Below are 21,831 nucleotides of genomic sequence, written 5' to 3'. Positions count from 1 at the left end.
TCCCATGAAGCAAAAGCGGACTCTCGGAACGCCACGGTTGTTGGGCATCGTCTGGCCATTCATTGCCGTCGTGTTGTTTCAAGCCTTGCTGGGGGGCGTGAGCCTTTACGTCCTGTCAGCCGTTCGCGGCTATGTCGCGGGCGAAAGTCTCTGGTCCAAGGGCCAGAAAGACGCGATCTATTACCTTAACCTGTACGCCGACAGTCGTGACGAGGCGATCTACCTCAAGTACCAGAACGCCATTGCCGTGCCTCAGGGCGGTCATCAATTGCGTCTGGCACTGGACAAGCAACCGCCCGACCTGCAGGCGGCACGCGAAGGCATTCTCAAGGGCGGCAACCATCCCGACGACGTTTCCAGCCTGATCTGGCTGTACCTGAATTTCCGTCACTTCAGTTATCTCGAAACCGCCATCGACCGCTGGACGCTGGGCGATGCCTATCTGGTGGAGCTCGATGGCGTGGCGCAGGAGATGCATCAGCGCATCACCGCCAATGCCGCCACCGAGGCCGATATCCGCCGCTGGAAGGACCGGATTTTTGCCATTAATGACGGGGTGACTCCGGCCGCCAAGGCGTTCAGCGATGCCCTGGGTGAAGGCTCGCGAATGATCCTGCGCCTGCTGCTGTTCACCAACCTCGCCACCGCGCTGGGCCTGATCGTGCTGGCGCTGCTGCGCACCCGCAAGTTGCTCAAGCAACGGCATGCCTTTGCCGAAGCGCTGCAACTGGAAAAGGACCGTGCGCACGTCACGTTGCACTCGATTGGCGACGGGGTGATCACCACCGACGTGAGCGGGGCCATCGAATACATGAACCCCGCCGCCGAAGCCCTGACCCACTGGAAAGCCGAACAGGCGGCCGGGCTGCCCCTCGCGGCACTGTTCAATCTGCTGGACGACAACGCCCAGACCGAGGGGCTGACCCTGATCGAGCATATTCTCAGCGGTCAGCTCAGCGGTGGCAGTGAACACTCCAAGCTGATTCAGCGGCTCGATGGCAGTACCGTGTCGGTGACTCTGGTCGGGGCTCCGATCCGCAATTCCGACAAGGTCAGCGGCACCGTGCTGGTGCTGCATGACATGACCCAGGAGCGGCAATACATCGCCAATCTGTCGTGGCAGGCCACCCACGATGCACTGACCGGGCTGGCCAACCGTCGCGAGTTCGAATACCGCCTCGAACAGGCCCTGCATAACCTGACGCGACAGGCCGGGCGGCATGCGCTGATGTTCCTTGATCTCGATCAGTTCAAACTGGTCAACGACACCTGCGGGCATGCGGCCGGCGATGAATTGCTGCGGCATATCTGCGCGTTGCTGCAATCCGGCTTGCGCGAGGGTGACACCCTGGCGCGGCTGGGGGGGGACGAGTTCGGCATCCTGCTGGAGAACTGTGCCCCGGAGGCCGCCGAGAAGATCGCGGAGAGTTTGCGCCAGACCGTACAGAACCTGCATTTCGTCTGGAAGGGGCGGCCGTTCCTGACCACGGTGAGCATTGGCCTGGTGCATGTGGCGCAGACGCCGACCACCCTCGAAGCCTCGTTGCGGGCTGCCGACATGGCCTGCTACATGGCCAAGGAAAAGGGCCGCAATCGGGTGCAGGTCTACCATGCCGACGACTCGGAACTGTCCCTGCGCTTCGGCGAGATGGCCTGGGTTCAACGTCTGCACATGGCACTGGAAGAAAACCGCTTTTGTCTCTACGCCCAGGAAATCGCGCCATTGGGCTCGGTTGCCGGTGGTACCCGCGGGCACATCGAGATTCTGCTGCGTCTGCATGATGAAGCGGGCCGGATGATTCTCCCGGACAGTTTCATACCGGCGGCCGAGCGTTACGGATTGATGACATCGCTGGATCGCTGGGTTGTGCAGAATGTATTTAAGGTTATTGCCCAATGTATTAACGATAAGTGTCAGGGTCCTCTGGCAATGTGTGCGATTAATCTTTCAGGCATTACTATCGGAGATGACGCGTTCTTGCACTTTCTGCGGGAACAGTTTGATAACTACGGCATACCGCCTGAAATGATTTGTTTTGAAATTACAGAAACCAGTGCCATTGCAAATCTGGGTAGTGCAATCAGATTTATCAATGAACTCAAAGGCTTGGGTTGTTACTTTTCCCTGGATGATTTTTGCGCCGGAATGTCTTCATTCGCTTATCTGAAACATTTGCCTGTAGACTTCCTGAAGATCGACGGGAGTTTCGTAAAGGATATGCTGGACGACCCGATTAACCGCGCTATGGTCGAAGTGATCAATCACATCGGGCATGTCATGGGTAAGCAGACAATTGCCGAGTTTGTCGAGACAGCGCAGATCGAGCAGGCATTGCTTGAAATCGGCGTGGATTACGCTCAGGGTTATGTTATTGAACGCCCGCAGTTGTTTACCTGTGACAGTTTGCAAAGTCGGCCCGCCAGACCGCAGCCGTTGTTGTTCAAGGCGCCTGGCACATTCCGTTGAAGTCTCTTGCCGATCCTTACAATCACAAATCAAAAGGAGCCGAACAGTGATCGACACATTCAACCGAACCGGACCACTCATGGAAGCTGCAAGTTATCCCGCCTGGGCGCAACAGTTGATCCAGGATTGCAGCGAGAGCAAACGCCGGGTTGTCGAACATGAACTTTATCTGCGCATGCGTGATAACAAGCTCAGCGCCAGAACCATGCGCCAGTACCTGATCGGGGGCTGGCCCGTCGTTGAGCAATTCGCGTTGTACATGGCGCAGAACCTGACCAAAACCAAATTCGCCCGCCACCCGGGCGAGGACATGGCGCGGCGCTGGCTGATGCGCAACATCCGCGTCGAACTCAACCACGCCGATTATTGGGTGCACTGGAGCCGGGCCCATGGGGTGAGCCTGGAAGACCTGCAAGCGCAACAAGTGCCACCGGAGTTGCATGCTCTGAGCCACTGGTGCTGGCACACCAGTTCGGCGGATTCACTGATCGTGGCCATCGCGGCTACCAACTACGCCATCGAAGGCGCAACCGGGGAGTGGTCGGCGCTGGTGTGTTCGACGGGTGTCTATGCCGCCGCTTTCCCTGAAGAAGATCGCAAGCGGGCCATGAAGTGGCTGAAGATGCACGCCCAGTACGATGACGCGCACCCGTGGGAAGCGCTGGAGATTATCTGCACCCTCGCCGGGCTAAACCCGAGCAAAGCCTTGCAGGCGGAACTGCGACAGGCCATCTGCAAGAGTTACGACTACATGTACCTGTTCCTTGAGCGCTGCATGCAGCTTGAGCTGTCGGAGCGGGTGTTGGTCGGGCGTGAGCGTCGGGCGCTGGTCGAGAGCTGATTTGGGCGACACCCATAAAAAACGGGAGCCTTGGCTCCCGTTTTTTGTTGGCGCAGAAAATCTAGCCTGCCATGGTCAGGCGATTGCGGCCTTCGCGCTTGGCGACATAGAGCGCGCTGTCGGCGCGACGCAACAGGCTGTCGGCGGATTCGCCCGGCAACAGGGTCGAGCAGCCGAGGCTCACGGTCAGTTCGATCAATTGATTATTGGCGTAGTAATCCTGGGTCTGCGCCGCCTGACGAAGGCGCTCGCCGACCATGGCGGCCGCATCGCGACCGGTGTTGGACAGCAGGATCAGAAATTCTTCCCCGCCATAACGGAACACCATGTCGACATTGCGCAACTGGCCCTTGATTGACGCGGCCACGGCTTTGAGGACGTCATCGCCGGCGCTGTGACCATGAAGGTCGTTGACCTGTTTGAAGTGGTCGATATCCAGCATCAGCACCGACAGTGGTTGCAGGTGCCGGCGCGACATTTCGATTTCTCGCAGCAGCGTCTGCTCCATCGCAATGCGGTTACCGGCTCCGGTCAACGGATCACGCAGGGCGCTCTGAGTGGCGGCGCGGTAAAGCAATGCATTGCGCATCGGGTACAGCAGGGCCGACAGCAGTGATTCGAGATAACCCAGTTCCTGTTCGTTGAAGCGCTGGTTGCGGCGGAACACCAACTCACCCATTTGCTCGCCTTCGTGGCTGAGGCTATAGCTGGCCGAATGGTGCCCGCGAGCACCGAACTCCAGGCGCAGGTCGCTGCCGTCGTGCACGTAGGTCAGAGCGTCCAGGGGCACCAGGCGCTGAACTTCGCGGAAAAACAGACCGAGGATGCGTTGAGGCTCAAGGCTGGTTTGCAGTTGCAGGCTCATGTGCTGGCGCAATTGCGCCAGGCTGACAGGTCGCGCCAGCAGGGGAGGCTGCTGACCAAAGCCCAGGCGTTGCAATTTGGCACTGTCGAAGTCAATTGCAGTGGTCTGGGAGGGTGATTTCATATGGCGTGAGCCCCTAAGCAGTAAGTCTGTCTTACAGGCTGGGTGAGAGCGGCTATGGGCTGCGCGTCATACTGATCCATCAGTCCCGTAGGACATTTGGGGTAAGTTTAGTCTGCCCGATGACGATTAGTCAGCTATCGCATCAGGCCCTGCCCGGCTGCCTTCACACGGCGTGCTTTGAGGAGATGTAGAGCGAAAGTCATGCCATACGGTTCATATTTTTTGAAAACCGTTGAGAATCAATAGTTTGGATTTTTTAGAGCGGAGTAGGTGGTGGTTGTTTGACAGAGTTGGAGGTACTGAAGGCGGCAATTGCCTGCCGCGACGGGATTCCGTCACGGCAACAATTGCGACGTATGGCATTACTGGGCGTTGAAGGCCTGGCCATTGATACCCGTGCTGTCCGGGCCCATCAGGTACAGATAGACCGGCATGATTTCTTCCGGTGTCGGGTTGTTCAGTGGGTTCTCACCGGGGTACGCCTGTGCGCGCATGCTCGTGCGGGTGCCGCCCGGATTGATGCTGTTTGAGCGTACCGGCGCCACGCCGTCGATTTCATCGGCCAGAGTCTGCATCAACCCTTCAGTGGCAAACTTCGACACGCCATAAGCGCCCCAGTAAGCCCGGCCCTTGCGCCCGACGCTGCTGGAGGTGAACACCACCGAAGCATCCTGTGAAAGCTTCAGCAGCGGCAGCAGGGTGCTGGTCAGCATGAACATCGCGTTGACGTTGACCTGCATGACACGCATGAAGTTTTCACCGGACAACTGCTCGATCGGCGTGCGCGGCCCAATGATCGAAGCGTTGTGCAACAGGCCGTCGAGGTGGCCGAACTCGGTCTCGATCATCGCCGCCAGCTGATCGTATTGATGGGGCAGGGCGGTTTCGAGGTTGAACGGGATCACGGCGGGCTGTGGATGCCCGGCTGCTTCGATCTCGTCATAGACCTGGGTCAGATTGGCTTCGGTCTTGCCCAGCAGCAGCACGGTCGCGCCGTGGGCGGCGTATGTCCTGGCGGCCGCCGCACCGATGCCACGACCGGCACCGGTGACCAGAATGACCCGATCCTTGAGCAATTCGGGGCGAGCGGTGTAATCAAACATAAAAAACCTCATCAAGAGTCAGATCGTTCCCCTGCGCAGCAAAGGAATGCAGCCAACGACGCTCCGCGTCAGGTCTCAGCAGCTGCAGAGTGCGTTATCCAGCACCTTGCGCAATTCCAGCGGATGATCCACCACCACGTCCGCGCCCCAGTGCCGAGGGTTGTCGTCCGGGTGGATGTAGCCATAGGTCACGGCAGCGGTTTTGGTGCCGGCGTCACGGCCGGATTCGATATCGCGCAAATCATCGCCGATGAACAGGACGGTCGACGGATCCAGATCAAGCATCTTGCAGGCCAGGGTCAGCATCTCGGGATCCGGCTTGCTGTTCTTCACGTGATCCGGGCAGATCAGCAGTGCGGAGCGCTCGGCCAGCCCCAGTTGCTGCATGATCGGCTCGGCGAAGCGCAGCGGCTTGTTAGTGACCACGCCCCAGACCAGATTGGCCTTCTCGATGTCGGCCAGCAATTCGCCCATCCCGTCGAACAGCTTGCTGTGCACGGCGCAGCCCACCAGATAGCGCTCGAGGAACTCCAGGCGCAACTCCTCGAAGCCCGGCGACTCCGGATCCATCGAGAACGTCACCGCGACCATGGCCTTGGCGCCGCCGGAGATTTCATCGCGGATGTGTTTGTCGTTCATCGGCGGCAAGCCGCGATCCGCGCGCATCGCCTGGCAGATGGCGATGAAGTCCGGCGCGGTATCGAGCAGAGTGCCGTCCATGTCGAAAAGGACTGCTCTGATGGCCATCGGCTTACTCCTCGCGCAGGGTCTGGATCATGTAGTTGACGTCAACGTCCGCCGCCAGCTTGTAGTGCTTGGTCAGCGGGTTGTAGGTCAGACCGATGATGTCCTTGACGGTCAGGCCGGCCATGCGGCTCCAGGCGCCCAGCTCGGACGGGCGGATGAATTTCTTGAAATCGTGAGTGCCCCGCGGCAGCAGCTTCATGATGTATTCGGCACCGATGATGGCGAACAGGTAGGCCTTCGGGTTGCGGTTGATGGTGGAGAAGAACACCTGGCCGCCGGGCTTGACCATGCGGAAGCAGGCGCGGATCACCGAGGACGGGTCCGGTACGTGCTCGAGCATTTCCAGGCAGGTGACGACGTCGAACTGCTCGGGCATTTCTTCGGCCAGGGCTTCGGCGGTGATCTGACGGTATTCGACGTTCACGCCGGATTCCAGCTGATGCAGTTGCGCGACCGCCAGAGGCGCTTCACCCATGTCGATGCCGGTCACGGTCGCGCCGCGCTGGGCCATGGCTTCGCTGAGAATGCCGCCGCCGCAACCGACGTCGAGGACCTTCTTGCCGGCCAGATTGACACGCTCGTCAATCCAGTTGACCCGCAGCGGGTTGATGTCGTGCAGCGGTTTGAACTCGCTTTCGCGGTCCCACCAGCGATGGGCCAGGGCTTCGAATTTGGCGATTTCGGCGTGGTCGACGTTGCTCATGATTCAATCCTCTAAAACTTGAAAAAGGCTGTAGCCCCGGAGTTTGCGCCGGGGTGTTTACGATTCGGTGTGGCCGCTGATGCGTCGGCCCCAGGCCCGGGCGGTTTCGCCGAGCTGTTGTTCGTCCAGTCGGGTCAGGCGGCGGTCGTCGAGCAACTGCTTGCCGGCGACCCACAGGTGTTTCACGCAGTCGCGGCCGGTGGCGTATATAAGCTGCGAGACCGGGTCATAGACCGGTTGTTGCGCCAGGCCGGAGAGGTCGAAGGCGACAATGTCGGCCGCCTTGCCGAGCTCCAGCGAGCCGGTCTCGGCTTCGATTCCCAGGGCTCGCGCGCCGTTCAGCGTGGCCATGCGCAGCGCCCGGTGGGCGTCCAGTGCGGTGGCCGAGCCGGCGATAGCTTTGGCCAGCAGCGCGGCGGTGCGGGTTTCGCCCAGCAGATCCAGGTCATTGTTGCTCGCGGCGCCATCGGTGCCGACCGCGACGTTGACCCCAGCCTGCCACAGGCGCTCCACCGGGCAGAAGCCGCTGGCCAGTTTCAGGTTCGACTCCGGGCAATGGATCACGCTGGTGTTGCTTTCTACCAGCAACGCCAGGTCGTCATCGCTGATCTGGGTCATGTGCACGGCCTGGAAACGCGGGCCGAGCAGGCCGAGACGACCGAGGCGGGCCAGCGGGCGTTCGCCGCGCTGTTCGACCGCTTGCTGTACTTCGAACGCGGTTTCGTGGACATGCATGTGGATCGAGGCGTCCAGCTCTTCGGCGATCACGCGGATTTTTTCCAGGTTCTCGTCGCCCACGGTGTAGGGTGCATGAGGGCCGAAGGTGATCTTGATGCGCTCGTGATGCTTCAGGTCGCCGAACAGTTCGACGCCCTGACGAATGGCTTCATCGGCGCTGGCGGCACCCGGAATCGGGAAGTCGAGGATCGGAATCGCGATCTGCGCACGGATTCCGCTGTTGTGCACGCGCTCGCTGGCAACCTTGGGGAAGAAGTACATGTCCGAGAAACAGGTGATGCCACCTTTTATCTGCTCGGCGATGGCCAGGTCGGTGCCGTCACGCACAAAATCTTCATCGACCCATTTGCCCTCGGCCGGCCAGATGTGGTTTTCCAGCCAGGTCATCAGCGGCAGATCGTCGGCCAGGCCACGGAACAGCGTCATTGCGGCGTGGCCGTGGGCGTTGATCAGGCCGGGGCTGAGCAGAACGTCCGGCAGTTCGCGGACTTCGGCGGCGTTACACTTCAGCGCTTCGGCACGCGGGCCGATGAACACGATGCGGCCGTCGCGAATGCCCAGGCCGTGCTCCTTGAGCACAACGCCTGCGGGTTCGACGGGTACCAGCCAGGTCGGCAGCAATAATAAGTCGAGCGCAATGGCAGGTTTCGGCATCGAGGGTCGGTTCCAGTGCTTTTGTAAAGGATGGCGAAGTATACCCGAGCGTCTTCGCGGGGGGATCGCTATAATCGGCGGCTTTTGTTCATGAGTGCGGGGTGAGGGATGCGCGATCGACTGTTGGCTGCGGAGAAAGTAAAGGCCATCGATTGGCGTGATGGCGCGCTCCACCTGCTGGATCAGCGCGTTTTGCCGTTCGAGGAAAACTGGGTCGCCTACACCAGCGCCGCCGGCGTGGCCGAGGCGATTCGCTCGATGGTGGTGCGCGGTGCGCCGGCCATCGGCATCAGTGCCGCCTACGGCATCGTGCTGGCGGCCCGTGCCCGGATTGCCGAGGGCGGCGACTGGTACGCGGCGCTGGAAGAGGATTTCATGCTGCTGGCCGATTCCCGGCCGACTGCGGTGAATCTGTTCTGGGCGTTGAACCGCATGCACGACCGGCTGGATCGTTTGAAGGAAAACGCCGATCCGCTGGCGGCGCTGGAAGCCGAGGCCATCGCCATCCATGAAAGCGATCGCGAAGCCAACCTGACCATGGCCCAGCTCGGTGTCGACCTGATCCGCAAGCATCAGGGCAATGCCCAGGCGATTCTGACGCACTGCAACACCGGCGCCCTGGCCACCGGCGGTTTCGGGACGGCGCTCGGGGTGATTCGTGCTGCGTTCATCGAAGGCATGGTCGAGCGTGTTTACGCCGATGAGACCCGGCCGTGGCTGCAAGGCTCGCGCCTGACCGCGTGGGAACTGGCCAACGAAGGCATTCCGGTGACCCTGAATGCTGACTCCGCTGCCGCGCACATCATGAAAACCAAAGGCGTGACCTGGGTGATCGTCGGCGCTGACCGGATCACCGCCAATGGCGACGTGGCGAACAAGATCGGCACCTATCAACTGGCGGTCAACGCCATGCATCACGGCGTGCGTTTCATGGTGGTGGCACCGAGTTCGACCATCGACATGAATTTGGCCAGCGGTGATGACATTCCGATCGAAGAACGCGACGGCGCCGAGTTGCTGGAGGTTGGCGGCAAACGTGTCGGGGCTGACGTTGAGGCGTTCAACCCGGTGTTTGACGTCACCCCGGCAGACCTGATCGATGCGATCGTCACCGAAAAAGGCATCGTCGAGCGCCCGGACACCGCGAAAATGGCGCAGTTGATGTGCCGCAAGCGCCTGCATTGATTGGCTTGATGTCTGCGTTGTCTTCTTCGCGAGCAGGCTCGCTCCCACAGGTTTTGTGATCGCCGCAGAACCCTGTTGGAGCGAGCTTGCTCGCGAAGGGGTCTTGAAAGTCAATAAACATCCGTAATTTCGTACCGAAATTTGCATTCAGGGAGGCTCTGAGCCTCTCTCGTCCCCGTTAAGCCTGTCATCGGTCATCTAACTATGCTCCATGCGCATCTGGGGGATAGGTGCGTGGCGGCTCTTGTGATAACATCCGGCGTTTTCCGAGGCAGTCCCACGGGGTTGTCTTCACTGCGCAAATCCAGGGTCAACTTGTCGATTTGTCGTAAGTCGACGCATGGCACTCGGCCTGCATCGACGAGCTTCGTGCGTCCCCTATGGATATGGCGAAGTTTCACCAGAAAAAGGAATCAGGCTTCTCATGGGCGAACTGGCCAAAGAAATCCTCCCGGTCAATATCGAAGACGAGCTGAAACAGTCCTATCTCGACTACGCGATGAGCGTGATCGTCGGTCGTGCACTGCCGGATGCGCGCGATGGCTTGAAGCCCGTGCACCGTCGCGTGCTGTTCGCGATGAGCGAGCTGGGCAACGACTTCAACAAGCCGTACAAGAAATCTGCCCGTGTCGTCGGTGACGTGATCGGTAAGTATCACCCGCACGGTGATACCGCGGTGTACGACACCATCGTCCGCATGGCGCAGCCTTTCTCCCTGCGTTATCTGCTGGTCGACGGCCAGGGCAACTTCGGTTCGGTCGACGGCGACAATGCCGCGGCCATGCGATACACCGAAGTGCGCATGACCAAGCTGGCGCACGAGCTGCTGGCCGACCTGCACAAGGAAACCGTGGACTGGGTGCCGAACTACGACGGCACCGAACTGATCCCAGCGGTCATGCCGACCCGCGTGCCGAACCTGCTGGTCAACGGTTCCAGCGGCATCGCCGTGGGCATGGCGACCAACATTCCGCCGCACAACCTCGGTGAAGTCATCGACGGTTGCCTGGCCCTCATCGACAACCCCGAGCTGACCGTCGATGAACTGATGCAATACATCCCCGGCCCGGACTTCCCGACTGCCGCGATCATCAACGGTCGCGCCGGTATCATCGAAGCCTACCGCACCGGCCGTGGCCGCATTTACATGCGCGCCCGTTCGATCATCGAAGACATCGACAAGGTCGGTGGCCGTCAGCAGATCGTCATCACCGAACTCCCTTACCAACTGAACAAGGCGCGTCTGATCGAGAAGATCGCCGAGCTGGTAAAAGAGAAGAAACTCGAAGGCATCACCGAACTGCGCGACGAGTCCGACAAGGACGGTATGCGCGTCGTGATCGAACTGCGTCGCGGCGAAGTGCCAGAGGTGATCCTCAACAACCTCTACGCCCAGACCCAGCTGCAATCGGTATTCGGCATCAACATCGTTGCGCTGATCGACGGTCGTCCACGGATCCTGAACCTCAAGGACCTGCTGGAAGCTTTCGTTCGTCACCGCCGCGAAGTGGTTACCCGCCGTACCGTGTTCGAACTGCGCAAGGCGCGCGAGCGTGGTCACATCCTCGAAGGTCAGGCCGTTGCCCTGTCGAACATCGACCCGGTCATCGCCCTGATCAAGGCTTCGCCGACCCCGTCGGAAGCCAAGGAAGCGCTGGTCAGCACGCCGTGGGAATCCTCGGCTGTGGTCGCTATGGTTGAGCGTGCCGGTGCCGATTCGTGCCGCCCGGAAAACCTCGATCCGCAATACGGTCTGCGCGACGGCAAGTACTTCCTGTCGCCTGAGCAGGCGCAAGCCATTCTGGAACTGCGTCTGCACCGCCTGACCGGTCTGGAACACGAAAAGCTGCTGGCCGAGTATCAAGAGATCCTCAACCAGATCGGCGAGCTGATCCGCATCCTCAACAGCGCCGTGCGCCTGATGGAAGTGATCCGCGAAGAGCTGGAAGTGATCCGCGCCGAATACGGCGACGTGCGCCGTACCGAAATCCTCGATGCCCGTCTCGACCTGACTCTGGGCGACATGATCCCGGAAGAAGAGCGCGTCGTGACCATCTCCCACGGTGGCTATGCCAAGACCCAGCCGCTGGCTGCGTACCAGGCCCAGCGTCGTGGCGGTAAAGGCAAATCGGCTACCGGCGTGAAGGATGAGGACTACATCGCTCACCTGCTGGTCGCCAACAGCCACACCACGCTGCTGCTGTTCTCCAGCAAGGGCAAGGTGTACTGGCTGAAGACCTACGAAATCCCTGAAGCATCCCGCGCCGCCCGTGGTCGTCCGCTGGTCAACCTGCTGCCGCTGGATGACGGTGAATACATCACCACCATGCTGCCGGTCGAGGAATACACCGAGGGTCACTACATCTTCATGGCGACCGCCAACGGCACCGTGAAGAAGACGCCGCTGGAATCCTTCAGCCGTCAACGCAGCGTCGGTCTGATCGCGCTGGAGCTGGACGAAGGCGACGTGCTGATTTCTGCCGCCATCACCGATGGCGAACGTGAAGTGATGCTGTTCTCCGACGGCGGCAAGGTGACCCGCTTCAAGGAATCCGACGTTCGTGCCATGGGCCGTACCGCCCGCGGTGTGCGCGGCATGCGTCTGCCGGAAGGACAGAAGCTGATTTCGATGCTGATCCCGGAAGAAGGCAGCCAGATCCTCACCGCTTCCGAGCGTGGCTACGGCAAGCGCACCGCGATCACTGAGTTCCCTGAGTACAAGCGTGGCGGTCAGGGCGTGATCGCCATGGTCAGCAACGAGCGTAACGGCCGTCTGGTCGGTGCGGTTCAGGTGCTCGACGGCGAGGAGATCATGCTGATTTCCGACCAGGGCACGCTGGTGCGTACCCGTGTCGACGAAGTCTCCAGCCTGGGTCGTAACACCCAGGGCGTGACCCTGATCAAGCTGGCCAAGGATGAAACCCTGGTCGGTCTGGAGCGGGTTCAGGAGCCTTCGGAAGTTGAAGGTGACGAGCTGGAAGGCGAAGAAGGTGTCGAGCTGGAAGAAGGCGTGATCGGCGCCGAACCGGACGATGCGGTCGACAACCTGCAGGCGGACGCCGCAGACGAAGAAGAGTCGCAAGACTAACCAAATCGTAGCAGGGCAGAGTGTTTGCTCTGTCCGCTACCGTGATTGCATAGCGAGAGTGGATGTGAGCAAACGAGCCTATAACTTCTGCGCAGGTCCCGCTGCGCTGCCTGAAGCTGTCCTGTTGCGTGCCCAGTCCGAGATGCTCGACTGGCACGGCAAGGGTCTGTCGGTCATGGAAATGAGCCATCGCAGTGATGACTACGTGGCCATCGCCGAGAAGGCCGAACAAGACCTGCGCGACCTGCTGTCCATCCCCTCCAATTACAAAGTGCTGTTCCTGCAGGGCGGTGCGAGCCAACAGTTCGCCGAGATTCCGCTGAACCTGCTGCCCGAGAACGGCACCGCCGACTATGTCGAAACCGGCATCTGGTCGAAGAAAGCCATCGAAGAAGCGCGTCGCTTCGGCAATATCAACGTTGCCGCCAGCGCCAAGCCTTATGACTACCTGGCCATCCCTGGTCAGAACGAGTGGAAGCTGACTCCGGGTGCGGCCTATCTGCACTATGCGTCCAACGAAACCATCGGCGGTCTGCAGTTCGACTGGGTTCCCGAGGCCGGTGACGTTCCGCTGGTGGTCGACATGTCCTCCGATATCCTCTCGCGTCCGATCGATGTGTCGCAGTACGGCCTGATCTACGCCGGCGCGCAGAAGAACATTGGTCCGAGCGGTCTGGTTGTCGTGATCGTCCGTGAAGACCTGCTGGGCCGCGCCCGCAGTTCGTGCCCGACCATGCTCGACTACAAGGTCTCGGCCGATAACGGTTCGATGTACAACACCCCGGCCACCTATTCCTGGTACCTCTCGGGCCTGGTTTTCGAGTGGCTGAAGGAGCAGGGCGGCGTCGCCGCGATGGAACAGCGCAACAAGGCGAAGAAAGATCGCCTGTACGCCTTCATCGACAACAGCGACTTCTATACCAACCCGATCAGCGTCAACGCCCGTTCGTGGATGAACGTGCCGTTCCGCCTGGCTGACGAGCGTCTGGACAAGGCGTTCCTGGCCGGCGCCGACGCCCGTGGCCTGCTCAACCTCAAGGGTCATCGTTCGGTCGGCGGCATGCGTGCCTCGATCTACAACGCCCTGGGTCTGGACGCCGTCGAAGCGCTGGTCGGCTACATGGCTGAATTCGAGAAGGAGCATTCCTGATGTCCGAGCAGGAGCTCAAGGCGCTGCGCGTTCGCATCGATAACCTGGATGAGAAGATTCTCCAGCTGATCAGTGATCGCGCGCGCTGCGCCGAAGAAGTTGCCCGGGTCAAGATGGCCAGTCTGGCCGAAGGCGAGCAGCCCGTGTTCTATCGTCCCGAGCGTGAGGCGCAGGTCCTCAAGCGCGTCATGGAGCGCAACAAGGGGCCGCTGGGCAATGAAGAGATGGCGCGTTTGTTCCGCGAAATCATGTCTTCGTGCCTGGCCCTCGAGAATCCGCTGAAAGTCGCTTATCTCGGTCCGGAAGGCACCTTCACCCAAGCGGCGGCCATGAAGCACTTTGGACACGCGGTGATCAGCAAGCCGATGGCGGCGATCGACGAAGTGTTCCGTGAAGTGGCGGCCGGTGCGGTGAATTTTGGCGTGGTGCCGGTGGAAAACTCCACTGAAGGCGCGGTCAACCACACCCTCGACAGCTTCCTCGAGCACGACATGGTGATCTGCGGCGAAGTCGAGCTGCGGATTCACCACCACCTGTTGGTCGGTGAAAACACCAAGACCGACAGCATCAGCCGCATCTATTCCCATGCCCAGTCGTTGGCGCAGTGCCGCAAGTGGCTGGACGCCCATTACCCGAATGTCGAGCGCGTGGCGGTGTCCAGCAACGCCGAGGCGGCCAAGCGGGTCAAGGGTGAGTGGAATTCGGCGGCGATCGCCGGTGATATGGCGGCCGGGTTGTACGGCCTGACCCGTCTGGCCGAGAAGATCGAAGATCGCCCGGACAACTCCACGCGCTTCCTGATGATCGGTAACCAGGAAGTGCCGCCGACCGGCGACGACAAAACTTCGATCATCGTGTCCATGAGCAACAAGCCCGGCGCGCTCCACGAGCTGCTGGTGCCGTTCCATGACAACGGGATCGACCTGACCCGGATCGAAACCCGTCCGTCGCGCAGTGGTAAATGGACCTACGTGTTCTTCATCGACTTCGTCGGCCATCACCGTGATCCGCTGATCAAGGGTGTACTGGAAAAGATCAGTCAGGAAGCAGTAGCACTCAAGGTGCTGGGTTCCTACCCGAAAGCAGTTCTTTAAGGGGTGGTAGCAATGAGTGGCAACTTCCTCGCTCTGGCACAGCCGGGCGTGCAACAACTTTCGCCATACGTACCGGGCAAACCCGTGGACGAGCTGGCTCGCGAACTGGACCTGGATCCGGCGAGCATTGTCAAACTGGCGAGCAACGAAAACCCGTTGGGCGCCAGCCCGAAAGCGCTGGTCGCAATCCGCGAAGCGCTGGATGAGCTGACCCGTTATCCGGACGGCAACGGTTTTGCCCTGAAATCCCTGCTGGCCGAGCAGTGCCGTGTCGAGCTGAACCAGGTGACCCTGGGTAACGGCTCCAACGACATTCTCGAGCTGGTGGCGCGCGCCTATCTGGCGCCGGGCCTGAATGCGGTGTTCAGCGAGCACGCGTTCGCGGTGTACCCGATCGCGACCCAGGCGGTCGGCGCTCAGGCCAAGGTCGTTCCGGCCAAGGATTGGGGGCATGATCTGCCGGCCATGCTGGCCGCGATCGACGCCAACACTCGCGTGGTGTTCATCGCCAACCCGAACAACCCGACCGGCACCTGGTTCGGCGCCGAAGCGCTGGACGAGTTCCTGCAGGATGTGCCGGAGCATGTGCTGGTGGTGCTGGACGAGGCCTACATCGAATATGCCGAAGGCAGCGATCTGCCGGATGGTCTGGATTTCCTCGCCGCTTACCCGAATCTGCTGGTCTCGCGCACGTTCTCCAAGGCCTATGGTCTGGCGGCGCTGCGCGTTGGTTATGGCTTGTCCACCCCGGTGGTAGCGGACGTGCTGAACCGCGTACGCCAGCCGTTCAACGTCAACAGTCTGGCCTTGGCTGCGGCGTGTGCGGCGTTGAAAGACGAGGAATATCTGGCGCAGAGCCGTCAGCTCAACGAATCCGGCATGCATCAGCTGGAAGCGGGTTTTCGCGAGCTGGGTCTGAGCTGGATTCCGTCCAAGGGCAACTTTATCTGCGTCGACCTCGGTCAGGTGGCGGCTCCTGTATTTCAGGGCCTGCTGCGCGAAGGCGTGATCGTGCGTCCGGTGGCCAACTACGGCATGCCGAACCATCTGCGGGTGACCATCGGTCTGCCGGCGGAAAACAGCCGCTTCCTCGAAGCGCTGCGCAAGGTTCTGGCTCGTGGGTGATGTCACTGCGCTGCAATCTGCTGCACCTATGATCGGGCGCCTGGTGGTGGTCGGTCTGGGGTTGATCGGTGGTTCGTTTGCCAAAGGCTTGCGTGAAAGCGGCGTGTGCCGCGAAGTGGTCGGGGTCGATCTCGACCCGCAATCGCGCAAGCTGGCGGTCGAGTTGGGCGTGGTGGATCGTTGCGAAGACGACTTGATGGCGGCTTGCCAGGGCGCGGACGTGATCCAGTTGGCGGTGCCGATCCTGGCCATGGAAAAAGTGCTGGCCCGTCTGGCCGGCATGGACCTGGGGCAGGCGATTCTCACGGATGTCGGCAGCGCCAAGGGCAATGTGGTGCGCGCGGCGACCGAAGCGTTCGGCGGCATGCCGGCGCGTTTCGTGCCGGGGCATCCGATTGCCGGCTCCGAGCAGAGCGGGGTGGAAGCCTCCAACTCAGAGCTGTTCCGCCGTCACAAAGTGATTCTGACCCCGCTGGAGCAGACCGATCCGGATGCGCTGGCGGTGGTGGATCGCTTGTGGCGCGAGCTGGGCGCCGACGTCGAGCACATGCAGGTCGAGCGTCACGATGAAGTGCTGGCCGCGACCAGTCATTTGCCGCACCTGCTGGCCTTCGGTCTGGTCGATTCGCTGGCCAAGCGCAATGAAAACCTTGAGATCTTCCGTTACGCTGCGGGCGGTTTCCGTGATTTCACAAGAATCGCCGGAAGCGACCCGGTCATGTGGCATGACATCTTCCTCGCCAACCGCGAGGCTGTCCTGCGCACTCTCGATACATTTCGCAGCGACCTCGACGCCTTGCGCGACGCGGTCGATGCAGGGGATGGGCACCAATTGTTGGGCGTCTTCACGCGCGCCCGGGTTGCCCGCGAGCATTTCAGTAAAATCCTGGCCCGCAGGGCCTATGTGGACGCTATGAATTCCAACGATCTGATTTTCCTGGCTCAACCTGGTGGCCGCCTGTCCGGTCGGATTCGCGTACCAGGTGACAAATCGATTTCCCACCGTTCCATCATGCTCGGTTCCCTGGCTGAAGGCGTCACTGAAGTCGAAGGCTTCCTCGAGGGCGAAGACGCTCTGGCGACCCTGCAGGCGTTCCGCGACATGGGCGTGGTCATTGAAGGCCCGCATCACGGTCGCGTGACCATCCACGGTGTCGGCCTGCACGGCCTGAAGCCTGCGCCGGGCCCGATCTATCTGGGCAACTCCGGCACTTCGATGCGCCTGCTGTCCGGCCTGCTGGCCGCGCAGGATTTCGACAGCACCCTGACTGGTGACGCTTCGCTGTCCAAGCGCCCGATGAACCGCGTCGCCAACCCGCTGCGGGAAATGGGCGCCGTGATCGAAACCGCTGCCGACGGTCGTCCGCCGATGACCATTCGTGGCGGTCACAAGCTCAAGGGCCTGACCTACACCATGCCGATGGCCAGTGCCCAGGTTAAATCCTGCCTGCTGCTGGCGGGTCTGTACGCCGAAGGCAAGACCACTGTCACCGAGCCGGCACCAACCCGTGATCACACCGAGCGTATGCTGCGCGGCTTTGGCTATCCGGTGAGCGTCAGCGGTGCCACGGCATCGGTTGAGTCTGGTGGCAAGTTGACCGCGACCCACATCGAAGTGCCTGGCGACATCTCGTCGTCGGCGTTCTTCCTGGTGGCCGCGTCGATCGCCGAAGGTTCGGAGCTGGTGCTCGAGCACGTCGGCATCAACCCGACACGCACCGGCGTGATCGACATCCTGCGTCTGATGGGCGCCGACATCACTCTGGAAAACCAGCGTGAAGTGGGTGGCGAGCCGGTTGCCGACCTGCGTGTGCGAGCAGCTAAACTCAAGGGTATCGAGATTCCGGAAGCGCTGGTTCCACTGGCCATCGACGAGTTCCCGGTGCTGTTCGTGGCCGCGGCCTGCGCCGAAGGGCGCACCGTGCTGACCGGCGCCGAAGAGCTGCGGGTCAAGGAATCGGACCGTATCCAGGTCATGGCGGACGGTTTGCTGGCGCTGGGCGTCAAGTGCGAACCGACCCCGGACGGCATCATCATCGACGGCGGCCAGATCGGCGGCGGCGAAGTGCATGGTCATGGCGATCACCGCATCGCGATGGCATTCAGCGTGGCCTCGCTGCGCGCCACGGCACCGATCCGCATCCATGACTGCGCCAACGTCGCGACATCGTTCCCGAACTTCCTGGCGCTCTGCGCGCAGGTCGGCATTCGTGTGGCGCAAGAGGCTCAGTCGTGAACAACATTGCACCGGTCATCACCATCGACGGGCCAAGCGGCTCGGGCAAAGGCACCGTAGCCGGGATTCTGGCCAAGCGTCTGGGCTGGAACCTGCTGGACTCCGGTGCGCTGTATCGCCTGCTGGCATTTGCTGCGCACAACCACGGTGTCGACCTGACCAATGAAGAGCTGCTGAAGAAACTGGCTGCTCATCTGGATGTGCAGTTCATCGCGGCGACCGACGGTCAACTGCAACGCATCATTCTGGAAGGTGACGAAGTCAGCGATGTCATCCGTACTGAAAGCGTCGGATCAGGCGCTTCCCAGGTGGCCGCATTGCCGGCTGTGCGCGAGGCGCTGCTGCAGCGCCAGCGTGCTTTCCAGGAATTTCCGGGTCTGGTGGCCGATGGTCGCGACATGGGCACAGTGGTGTTTCCCGATGCGCCGCTGAAGATTTTCCTGACCGCCAGTGCCGAGGAGCGGGCGCGCCGCCGATATTTGCAGTTGAAGGGCAAAGTCGAGGGTGTTAGTCTGTCGAGTCTGTTAGATGAGATCCGTGCGCGCGACGAGCGTGATACCCAGCGAGCGGTGGCCCCGCTCAAGCCGGCGGCTGACGCCATACAGCTGGATTCCACGGAGTTGTCCATCGATCAGGTGCTTGAACGCATCATGAGTGAGATCGCCATTCGCGATATCGCCGGGTGACCAAGAAGGCTGCAGGGGACCAGTCATAGTCCTGTGGCGCTTCTTTTAAATGAAACTAACCCACATTGTCTGGGATGTGGAGATGGGCGTATTTTTCGCCCTAATCAACAGGAATTAAAATGAGCGAAAGCTTTGCGGAACTCTTTGAAGAAAGCCTAAAGACCCTGAACCTTCAGGCAGGCTCCATCATCACCGGTGTTATCGTTGATATCGATTACCAGGCTCGCTGGGTAACCGTTCACGCTGGCTTGAAGTCCGAAGCACTGATCCCGCTGGAGCAGTTCTACAACGACGCTGGCGAACTGAACATCAACGTCGGTGACGAAGTTCACGTTGCTCTGGACTCGGTTGAAGACGGTTTCGGTGAAACCAAGCTGTCCCGTGAAAAAGCCAAGCGCGCTGAATGCTGGATCGTTCTGGAAGCAGCCTTCGCAGCTGAGGAAGTGGTCAAGGGCGTTATCAACGGTAAGGTTAAAGGCGGCTTCACTGTCGACGTTAACGGCATCCGTGCGTTCCTGCCAGGTTCCCTGGTTGACGTCCGTCCAGTGCGCGACACCACGCACCTGGAAGGCAAAGAGCTGGAATTCAAGGTCATCAAGCTGGACCAGAAGCGCAACAACGTTGTCGTTTCCCGTCGCAGCGTCCTGGAAGCCGAGAACTCCGCCGAGCGTGAAGCTCTGCTGGAATCCTTGCAGGAAGGCCAGCAAGTCAAAGGTATCGTCAAAAACCTCACCGATTACGGCGCATTCGTCGATCTGGGTGGCGTGGACGGCCTGCTGCACATCACCGACATGGCCTGGAAGCGCATCAAGCATCCTTCCGAGATCGTCAACGTTGGTGACGAAATCGACGTCAAGGTTCTGAAATACGATCGCGAGCGCAATCGTGTTTCCCTGGGCCTGAAGCAACTGGGCGAAGATCCATGGGTTGCTATCAAAGCCCGTTACCCAGAAGGCACTCGCGTTACCGCTCGTGTTACCAACCTGACCGACTACGGCTGCTTCGCTGAGCTGGAAGAAGGCGTTGAAGGTCTGGTACACGTTTCGGAAATGGACTGGACCAACAAGAACATCCACCCTTCGAAAGTCGTACAAGTCGGCGACGAAGTGGAAGTCATGGTTCTGGACATCGACGAAGAGCGTCGTCGTATCTCCCTGGGCATCAAGCAGTGCAAGTCGAACCCATGGGAAGACTTCTCTGGCCAGTTCAACAAGGGCGACAAGATCTCCGGTACCATCAAGTCGATCACCGATTTCGGTATCTTCATTGGTCTGGACGGCGGCATCGACGGTCTGGTTCACCTGTCCGACATCTCCTGGAACGAAGTGGGCGAAGAAGCCGTACGTCGTTTCAAGAAGGGTGATGAGCTGGACACCGTTATCCTGTCGGTTGACCCAGAGCGTGAGCGTATCTCCCTGGGTATCAAGCAACTGGAAAGCGATCCGTTCTCCGAGTACGTCTCGGTTAACGACAAAGGCGCAATCGTGACTGGCACCGTGAAAGAAGTTGACGCCAAAGGCGCCATCATCGTTCTGGCCGACGACATCGAAGCGACTCTGAAAGCCTCCGAAATCAGCCGTGACCGCGTTGAAGACGCGCGCAACGTTCTGAAAGAAGGTCAGCAAGTAGAAGCCAAGATCATCAGCGTTGATCGCAAGAGCCGCGTAATTCAGCTGTCGATCAAATCGAAAGACGATGCTGAAGAGAAAGAAGCCATCCAGAGCCTGAAAGCAGCTCCGGAAGGCGAAGCAGCCGACACCACCATGGCGGCACTGCTGCGTCAAGCAATGGCCAAACAGAACTGAGTTCTGTCTGATCATTAAAAAGGGCGACTTCGGTCGCCCTTTTTTGTGCCTGCTATTTGGTGGGGGGGGAGGGCTGCTTTCCGGTCAATCGGTGAAACCATTTCCTTAGCCGGGAGGTCTGTTTCTTTAATCGGATCAATCGTCTATTCGCGTCTAGGCTTAGGCTGAAGATCGCAGTAGTCGGGCAGGCGCCTGGCATAAGGAAGTGAATGAACAAGTTTATAGTTCTGTTGGGTTTGCTGGTGTTGGCAGGCTGTACTACCAGCGCCAAGACCCATGCGGTGCGCGGAGTGAGTGGCATCGAGGTTGACTGCTCCGGCTTGGGTTCAGGCTGGGAAAGGTGTCAGAAACGCGCTGCCAAGGAGTGCAAGGGGGCGGGTTACAAGGTGATCACGCGGTCTGATGATGCCCGGGAAGAGGATGAGTTTCCCTTTGGCTTCAATCCGGCAGGCTACGTCACCCGAACCATGTTGGTGATTTGTCGGTGAGGGAGCGTTGGCGGGCTTGTGATCCGATGCCCTGAAAATGGGCGTTTCGGCGAACGGAAAGATATGTCAAGCCCTGGGCTGTTCAAAATCTTCCGGGCGTGCTAAAACCTTTCAAGCGCTGACCTAGCTGCTTGAAAAAGAAGGGAAAAATATGACGAAGTCGGAGTTGATCGAACGAATTGTCACCCATCAAGGGCTGCTCTCATCCAAAGATGTGGAGTTGGCCATCAAGACTATGCTTGAGCAAATGTCCCAATGCCTGGCTACTGGAGATCGTATCGAGATCCGTGGTTTTGGCAGCTTTTCCTTGCACTATCGTGCTCCGCGGGTAGGGCGCAACCCCAAGACTGGCCAGTCTGTCAGTCTTGACGGCAAGTTTGTTCCGCATTTCAAGCCGGGAAAGGAATTGCGTGATCGTGTTAACGAAGAGGAGGAGGCGTGATCGCCGCCGTCAATAATCAAGGAGTCGCGCATGCGTAACCTCAAACGCATTCTTCTTGGCGTGCTTGTTCTTTTGCTGATGCTGGTAATACTGGCATTTGTTCTTGAAAACCAGCAGTCGGTTTCGTTGCTGTTTCTCGGCTGGGCTGGTCCACAATTGCCCGTGTCCCTGGTGATGGTCCTGGCGCTTTTGGCAGGGATGCTGATTGGTCCCGTGCTGGGGTGGTTTTTAGGGCGATCCTCCAGAGCTGCGCGCAAGCGCCTTGTCTGATGGGGCGGTTGGGGCGCACCC

Annotated in this window: 18 protein-coding genes; 13 read left to right on the top strand and 5 right to left on the bottom strand. The window is 60.2% G+C overall.

Features of this window, described 5'->3' with window-relative positions:
* The first annotated feature begins 4 nt into the window (after positions 1–4).
* Both CAF80_RS26565 and CAF80_RS26560 read left to right on the top strand, forming a co-directional pair.
* On the top strand, positions 5–2,467 hold the full coding sequence (locus CAF80_RS26565; RefSeq protein WP_039770576.1) for an EAL domain-containing protein: 2,463 nt from the start codon (positions 5–7) through the stop codon (positions 2,465–2,467).
* A 46-nt stretch (positions 2,468–2,513) separates the two neighbouring features.
* Positions 2,514–3,308, top strand: a complete 795-nt coding sequence (locus CAF80_RS26560) for a TenA family transcriptional regulator (protein WP_039770573.1) — start codon at positions 2,514–2,516, stop codon at positions 3,306–3,308.
* Between the two features lie 61 nt (positions 3,309–3,369).
* Here the strand turns inward: CAF80_RS26560 and CAF80_RS26555 are convergent, their stop codons facing one another.
* From CAF80_RS26555 to CAF80_RS26535, 5 genes are all read right to left on the bottom strand, one after another.
* Complete coding sequence (locus CAF80_RS26555; RefSeq protein WP_085668123.1) at positions 3,370–4,296, bottom strand: GGDEF domain-containing protein; 927 nt, start codon at positions 4,294–4,296, stop codon at positions 3,370–3,372.
* Positions 4,297–4,658: 362 nt separating this feature from the next.
* A complete protein-coding gene (locus CAF80_RS26550) occupies positions 4,659–5,399 on the bottom strand; it encodes a YciK family oxidoreductase (protein WP_085668124.1) in 741 nt (246 codons plus the stop codon).
* A gap of 75 nt (positions 5,400–5,474) precedes the next feature.
* Positions 5,475–6,146: an N-acetylmuramic acid 6-phosphate phosphatase MupP gene (gene mupP, locus CAF80_RS26545; RefSeq protein WP_074688036.1), complete on the bottom strand. Its 672-nt coding sequence runs from the start codon at positions 6,144–6,146 to the stop codon at positions 5,475–5,477.
* Positions 6,147–6,150: 4 nt separating this feature from the next.
* Positions 6,151–6,849, bottom strand: coding sequence for a bifunctional 2-polyprenyl-6-hydroxyphenol methylase/3-demethylubiquinol 3-O-methyltransferase UbiG (gene ubiG, locus CAF80_RS26540; protein WP_039770564.1), 699 nt, complete (start codon positions 6,847–6,849; stop codon positions 6,151–6,153).
* 57 nt (positions 6,850–6,906) lie between these two features.
* Positions 6,907–8,241 (bottom strand): TRZ/ATZ family hydrolase, encoded by a 1,335-nt coding sequence (locus CAF80_RS26535; protein ID WP_085668125.1) that lies wholly within the window; start codon positions 8,239–8,241, stop codon positions 6,907–6,909.
* A 108-nt stretch (positions 8,242–8,349) separates the two neighbouring features.
* On the opposite strand from CAF80_RS26535, the gene mtnA reads away from it, so the two are divergent.
* The 11 genes from mtnA to CAF80_RS26480 all read left to right on the top strand — a co-directional run bounded on the left by mtnA (position 8,350) and on the right by CAF80_RS26480 (position 21,810).
* Positions 8,350–9,426 (top strand): S-methyl-5-thioribose-1-phosphate isomerase, encoded by a 1,077-nt coding sequence (gene mtnA, locus CAF80_RS26530; protein WP_085668126.1) that lies wholly within the window; start codon positions 8,350–8,352, stop codon positions 9,424–9,426.
* Between the two features lie 424 nt (positions 9,427–9,850).
* Positions 9,851–12,514: a DNA gyrase subunit A gene (gene gyrA, locus CAF80_RS26525; RefSeq protein WP_074688032.1), complete on the top strand. Its 2,664-nt coding sequence runs from the start codon at positions 9,851–9,853 to the stop codon at positions 12,512–12,514.
* 64 nt (positions 12,515–12,578) lie between these two features.
* Positions 12,579–13,664, top strand: coding sequence for a 3-phosphoserine/phosphohydroxythreonine transaminase (gene serC, locus CAF80_RS26520; protein ID WP_039770557.1), 1,086 nt, complete (start codon positions 12,579–12,581; stop codon positions 13,662–13,664).
* Complete coding sequence (gene pheA, locus CAF80_RS26515; protein WP_007950913.1) at positions 13,664–14,758, top strand: prephenate dehydratase; 1,095 nt, start codon at positions 13,664–13,666, stop codon at positions 14,756–14,758. Before serC ends, pheA begins: the two co-directional genes overlap by 1 nt.
* Positions 14,759–14,770: 12 nt before the next feature.
* Positions 14,771–15,883, top strand: coding sequence for a histidinol-phosphate transaminase (gene hisC / locus CAF80_RS26510; protein WP_074688030.1), 1,113 nt, complete (start codon positions 14,771–14,773; stop codon positions 15,881–15,883).
* A gap of 28 nt (positions 15,884–15,911) precedes the next feature.
* Positions 15,912–18,119 carry a bifunctional prephenate dehydrogenase/3-phosphoshikimate 1-carboxyvinyltransferase gene (locus CAF80_RS26505; protein WP_239065558.1) on the top strand — a complete coding sequence of 736 codons (2,208 nt, stop codon included), beginning with the start codon at positions 15,912–15,914 and terminating at the stop codon, positions 18,117–18,119.
* On the top strand, positions 18,116–18,805 hold the full coding sequence (gene cmk / locus CAF80_RS26500) for a (d)CMP kinase (protein WP_039770555.1): 690 nt from the start codon (positions 18,116–18,118) through the stop codon (positions 18,803–18,805). Before CAF80_RS26505 ends, cmk begins: the two co-directional genes overlap by 4 nt.
* 119 nt (positions 18,806–18,924) lie before the next feature.
* Entirely contained in the window at positions 18,925–20,610 is a 1,686-nt protein-coding gene (gene rpsA, locus CAF80_RS26495; protein ID WP_039770554.1) for a 30S ribosomal protein S1, read from the top strand.
* A gap of 209 nt (positions 20,611–20,819) precedes the next feature.
* Positions 20,820–21,098, top strand: coding sequence for a hypothetical protein (locus tag CAF80_RS26490; protein WP_039770553.1), 279 nt, complete (start codon positions 20,820–20,822; stop codon positions 21,096–21,098).
* A 151-nt stretch (positions 21,099–21,249) separates the two neighbouring features.
* Positions 21,250–21,540, top strand: a complete 291-nt coding sequence (ihfB, locus tag CAF80_RS26485) for an integration host factor subunit beta (protein WP_039770552.1) — start codon at positions 21,250–21,252, stop codon at positions 21,538–21,540.
* Between the two features lie 30 nt (positions 21,541–21,570).
* A complete protein-coding gene (locus tag CAF80_RS26480) occupies positions 21,571–21,810 on the top strand; it encodes a LapA family protein (RefSeq protein ID WP_039770550.1) in 240 nt (79 codons plus the stop codon).
* Positions 21,811–21,831 lie beyond the last annotated feature (21 nt).

Origin of the sequence: Pseudomonas sp. B34(2017) (assembly GCF_002112915.1) — a bacterium.
Classification (GTDB): Bacteria; Pseudomonadota; Gammaproteobacteria; order Pseudomonadales; family Pseudomonadaceae; genus Aquipseudomonas; species Aquipseudomonas pharyngis.
Note: the sequence above shows the minus strand (reverse complement) of the source record. Positions and strands in the feature narration are given on the sequence as shown.

Excerpts from the sequence above, each read along its gene's own strand:
- hisC (WP_074688030.1), top strand. The coding sequence starts at position 14,771 with ATGAGTGGCAACTTCCTCGCTCTGGCACAGCCGGGCGTGCAACAACTT.
- CAF80_RS26505 (WP_239065558.1), top strand. The coding sequence starts at position 15,912 with ATGATCGGGCGCCTGGTGGTGGTCGGTCTGGGGTTGATCGGTGGTTCG.
- CAF80_RS26480 (WP_039770550.1), top strand. The coding sequence starts at position 21,571 with ATGCGTAACCTCAAACGCATTCTTCTTGGCGTGCTTGTTCTTTTGCTG.
- mtnA (WP_085668126.1), top strand. The coding sequence starts at position 8,350 with ATGCGCGATCGACTGTTGGCTGCGGAGAAAGTAAAGGCCATCGATTGG.
- CAF80_RS26490 (WP_039770553.1), top strand. The coding sequence starts at position 20,820 with ATGAACAAGTTTATAGTTCTGTTGGGTTTGCTGGTGTTGGCAGGCTGT.
- CAF80_RS26550 (WP_085668124.1), bottom strand. The coding sequence starts at position 5,399 with ATGTTTGATTACACCGCTCGCCCCGAATTGCTCAAGGATCGGGTCATT.
- CAF80_RS26535 (WP_085668125.1), bottom strand. The coding sequence starts at position 8,241 with ATGCCGAAACCTGCCATTGCGCTCGACTTATTATTGCTGCCGACCTGG.
- gyrA (WP_074688032.1), top strand. The coding sequence starts at position 9,851 with ATGGGCGAACTGGCCAAAGAAATCCTCCCGGTCAATATCGAAGACGAG.
- mupP (WP_074688036.1), bottom strand. The coding sequence starts at position 6,146 with ATGGCCATCAGAGCAGTCCTTTTCGACATGGACGGCACTCTGCTCGAT.
- CAF80_RS26565 (WP_039770576.1), top strand. The coding sequence starts at position 5 with ATGAAGCAAAAGCGGACTCTCGGAACGCCACGGTTGTTGGGCATCGTC.
- CAF80_RS26555 (WP_085668123.1), bottom strand. The coding sequence starts at position 4,296 with ATGAAATCACCCTCCCAGACCACTGCAATTGACTTCGACAGTGCCAAA.
- rpsA (WP_039770554.1), top strand. The coding sequence starts at position 18,925 with ATGAGCGAAAGCTTTGCGGAACTCTTTGAAGAAAGCCTAAAGACCCTG.
- ubiG (WP_039770564.1), bottom strand. The coding sequence starts at position 6,849 with ATGAGCAACGTCGACCACGCCGAAATCGCCAAATTCGAAGCCCTGGCC.
- pheA (WP_007950913.1), top strand. The coding sequence starts at position 13,664 with ATGTCCGAGCAGGAGCTCAAGGCGCTGCGCGTTCGCATCGATAACCTG.
- ihfB (WP_039770552.1), top strand. The coding sequence starts at position 21,250 with ATGACGAAGTCGGAGTTGATCGAACGAATTGTCACCCATCAAGGGCTG.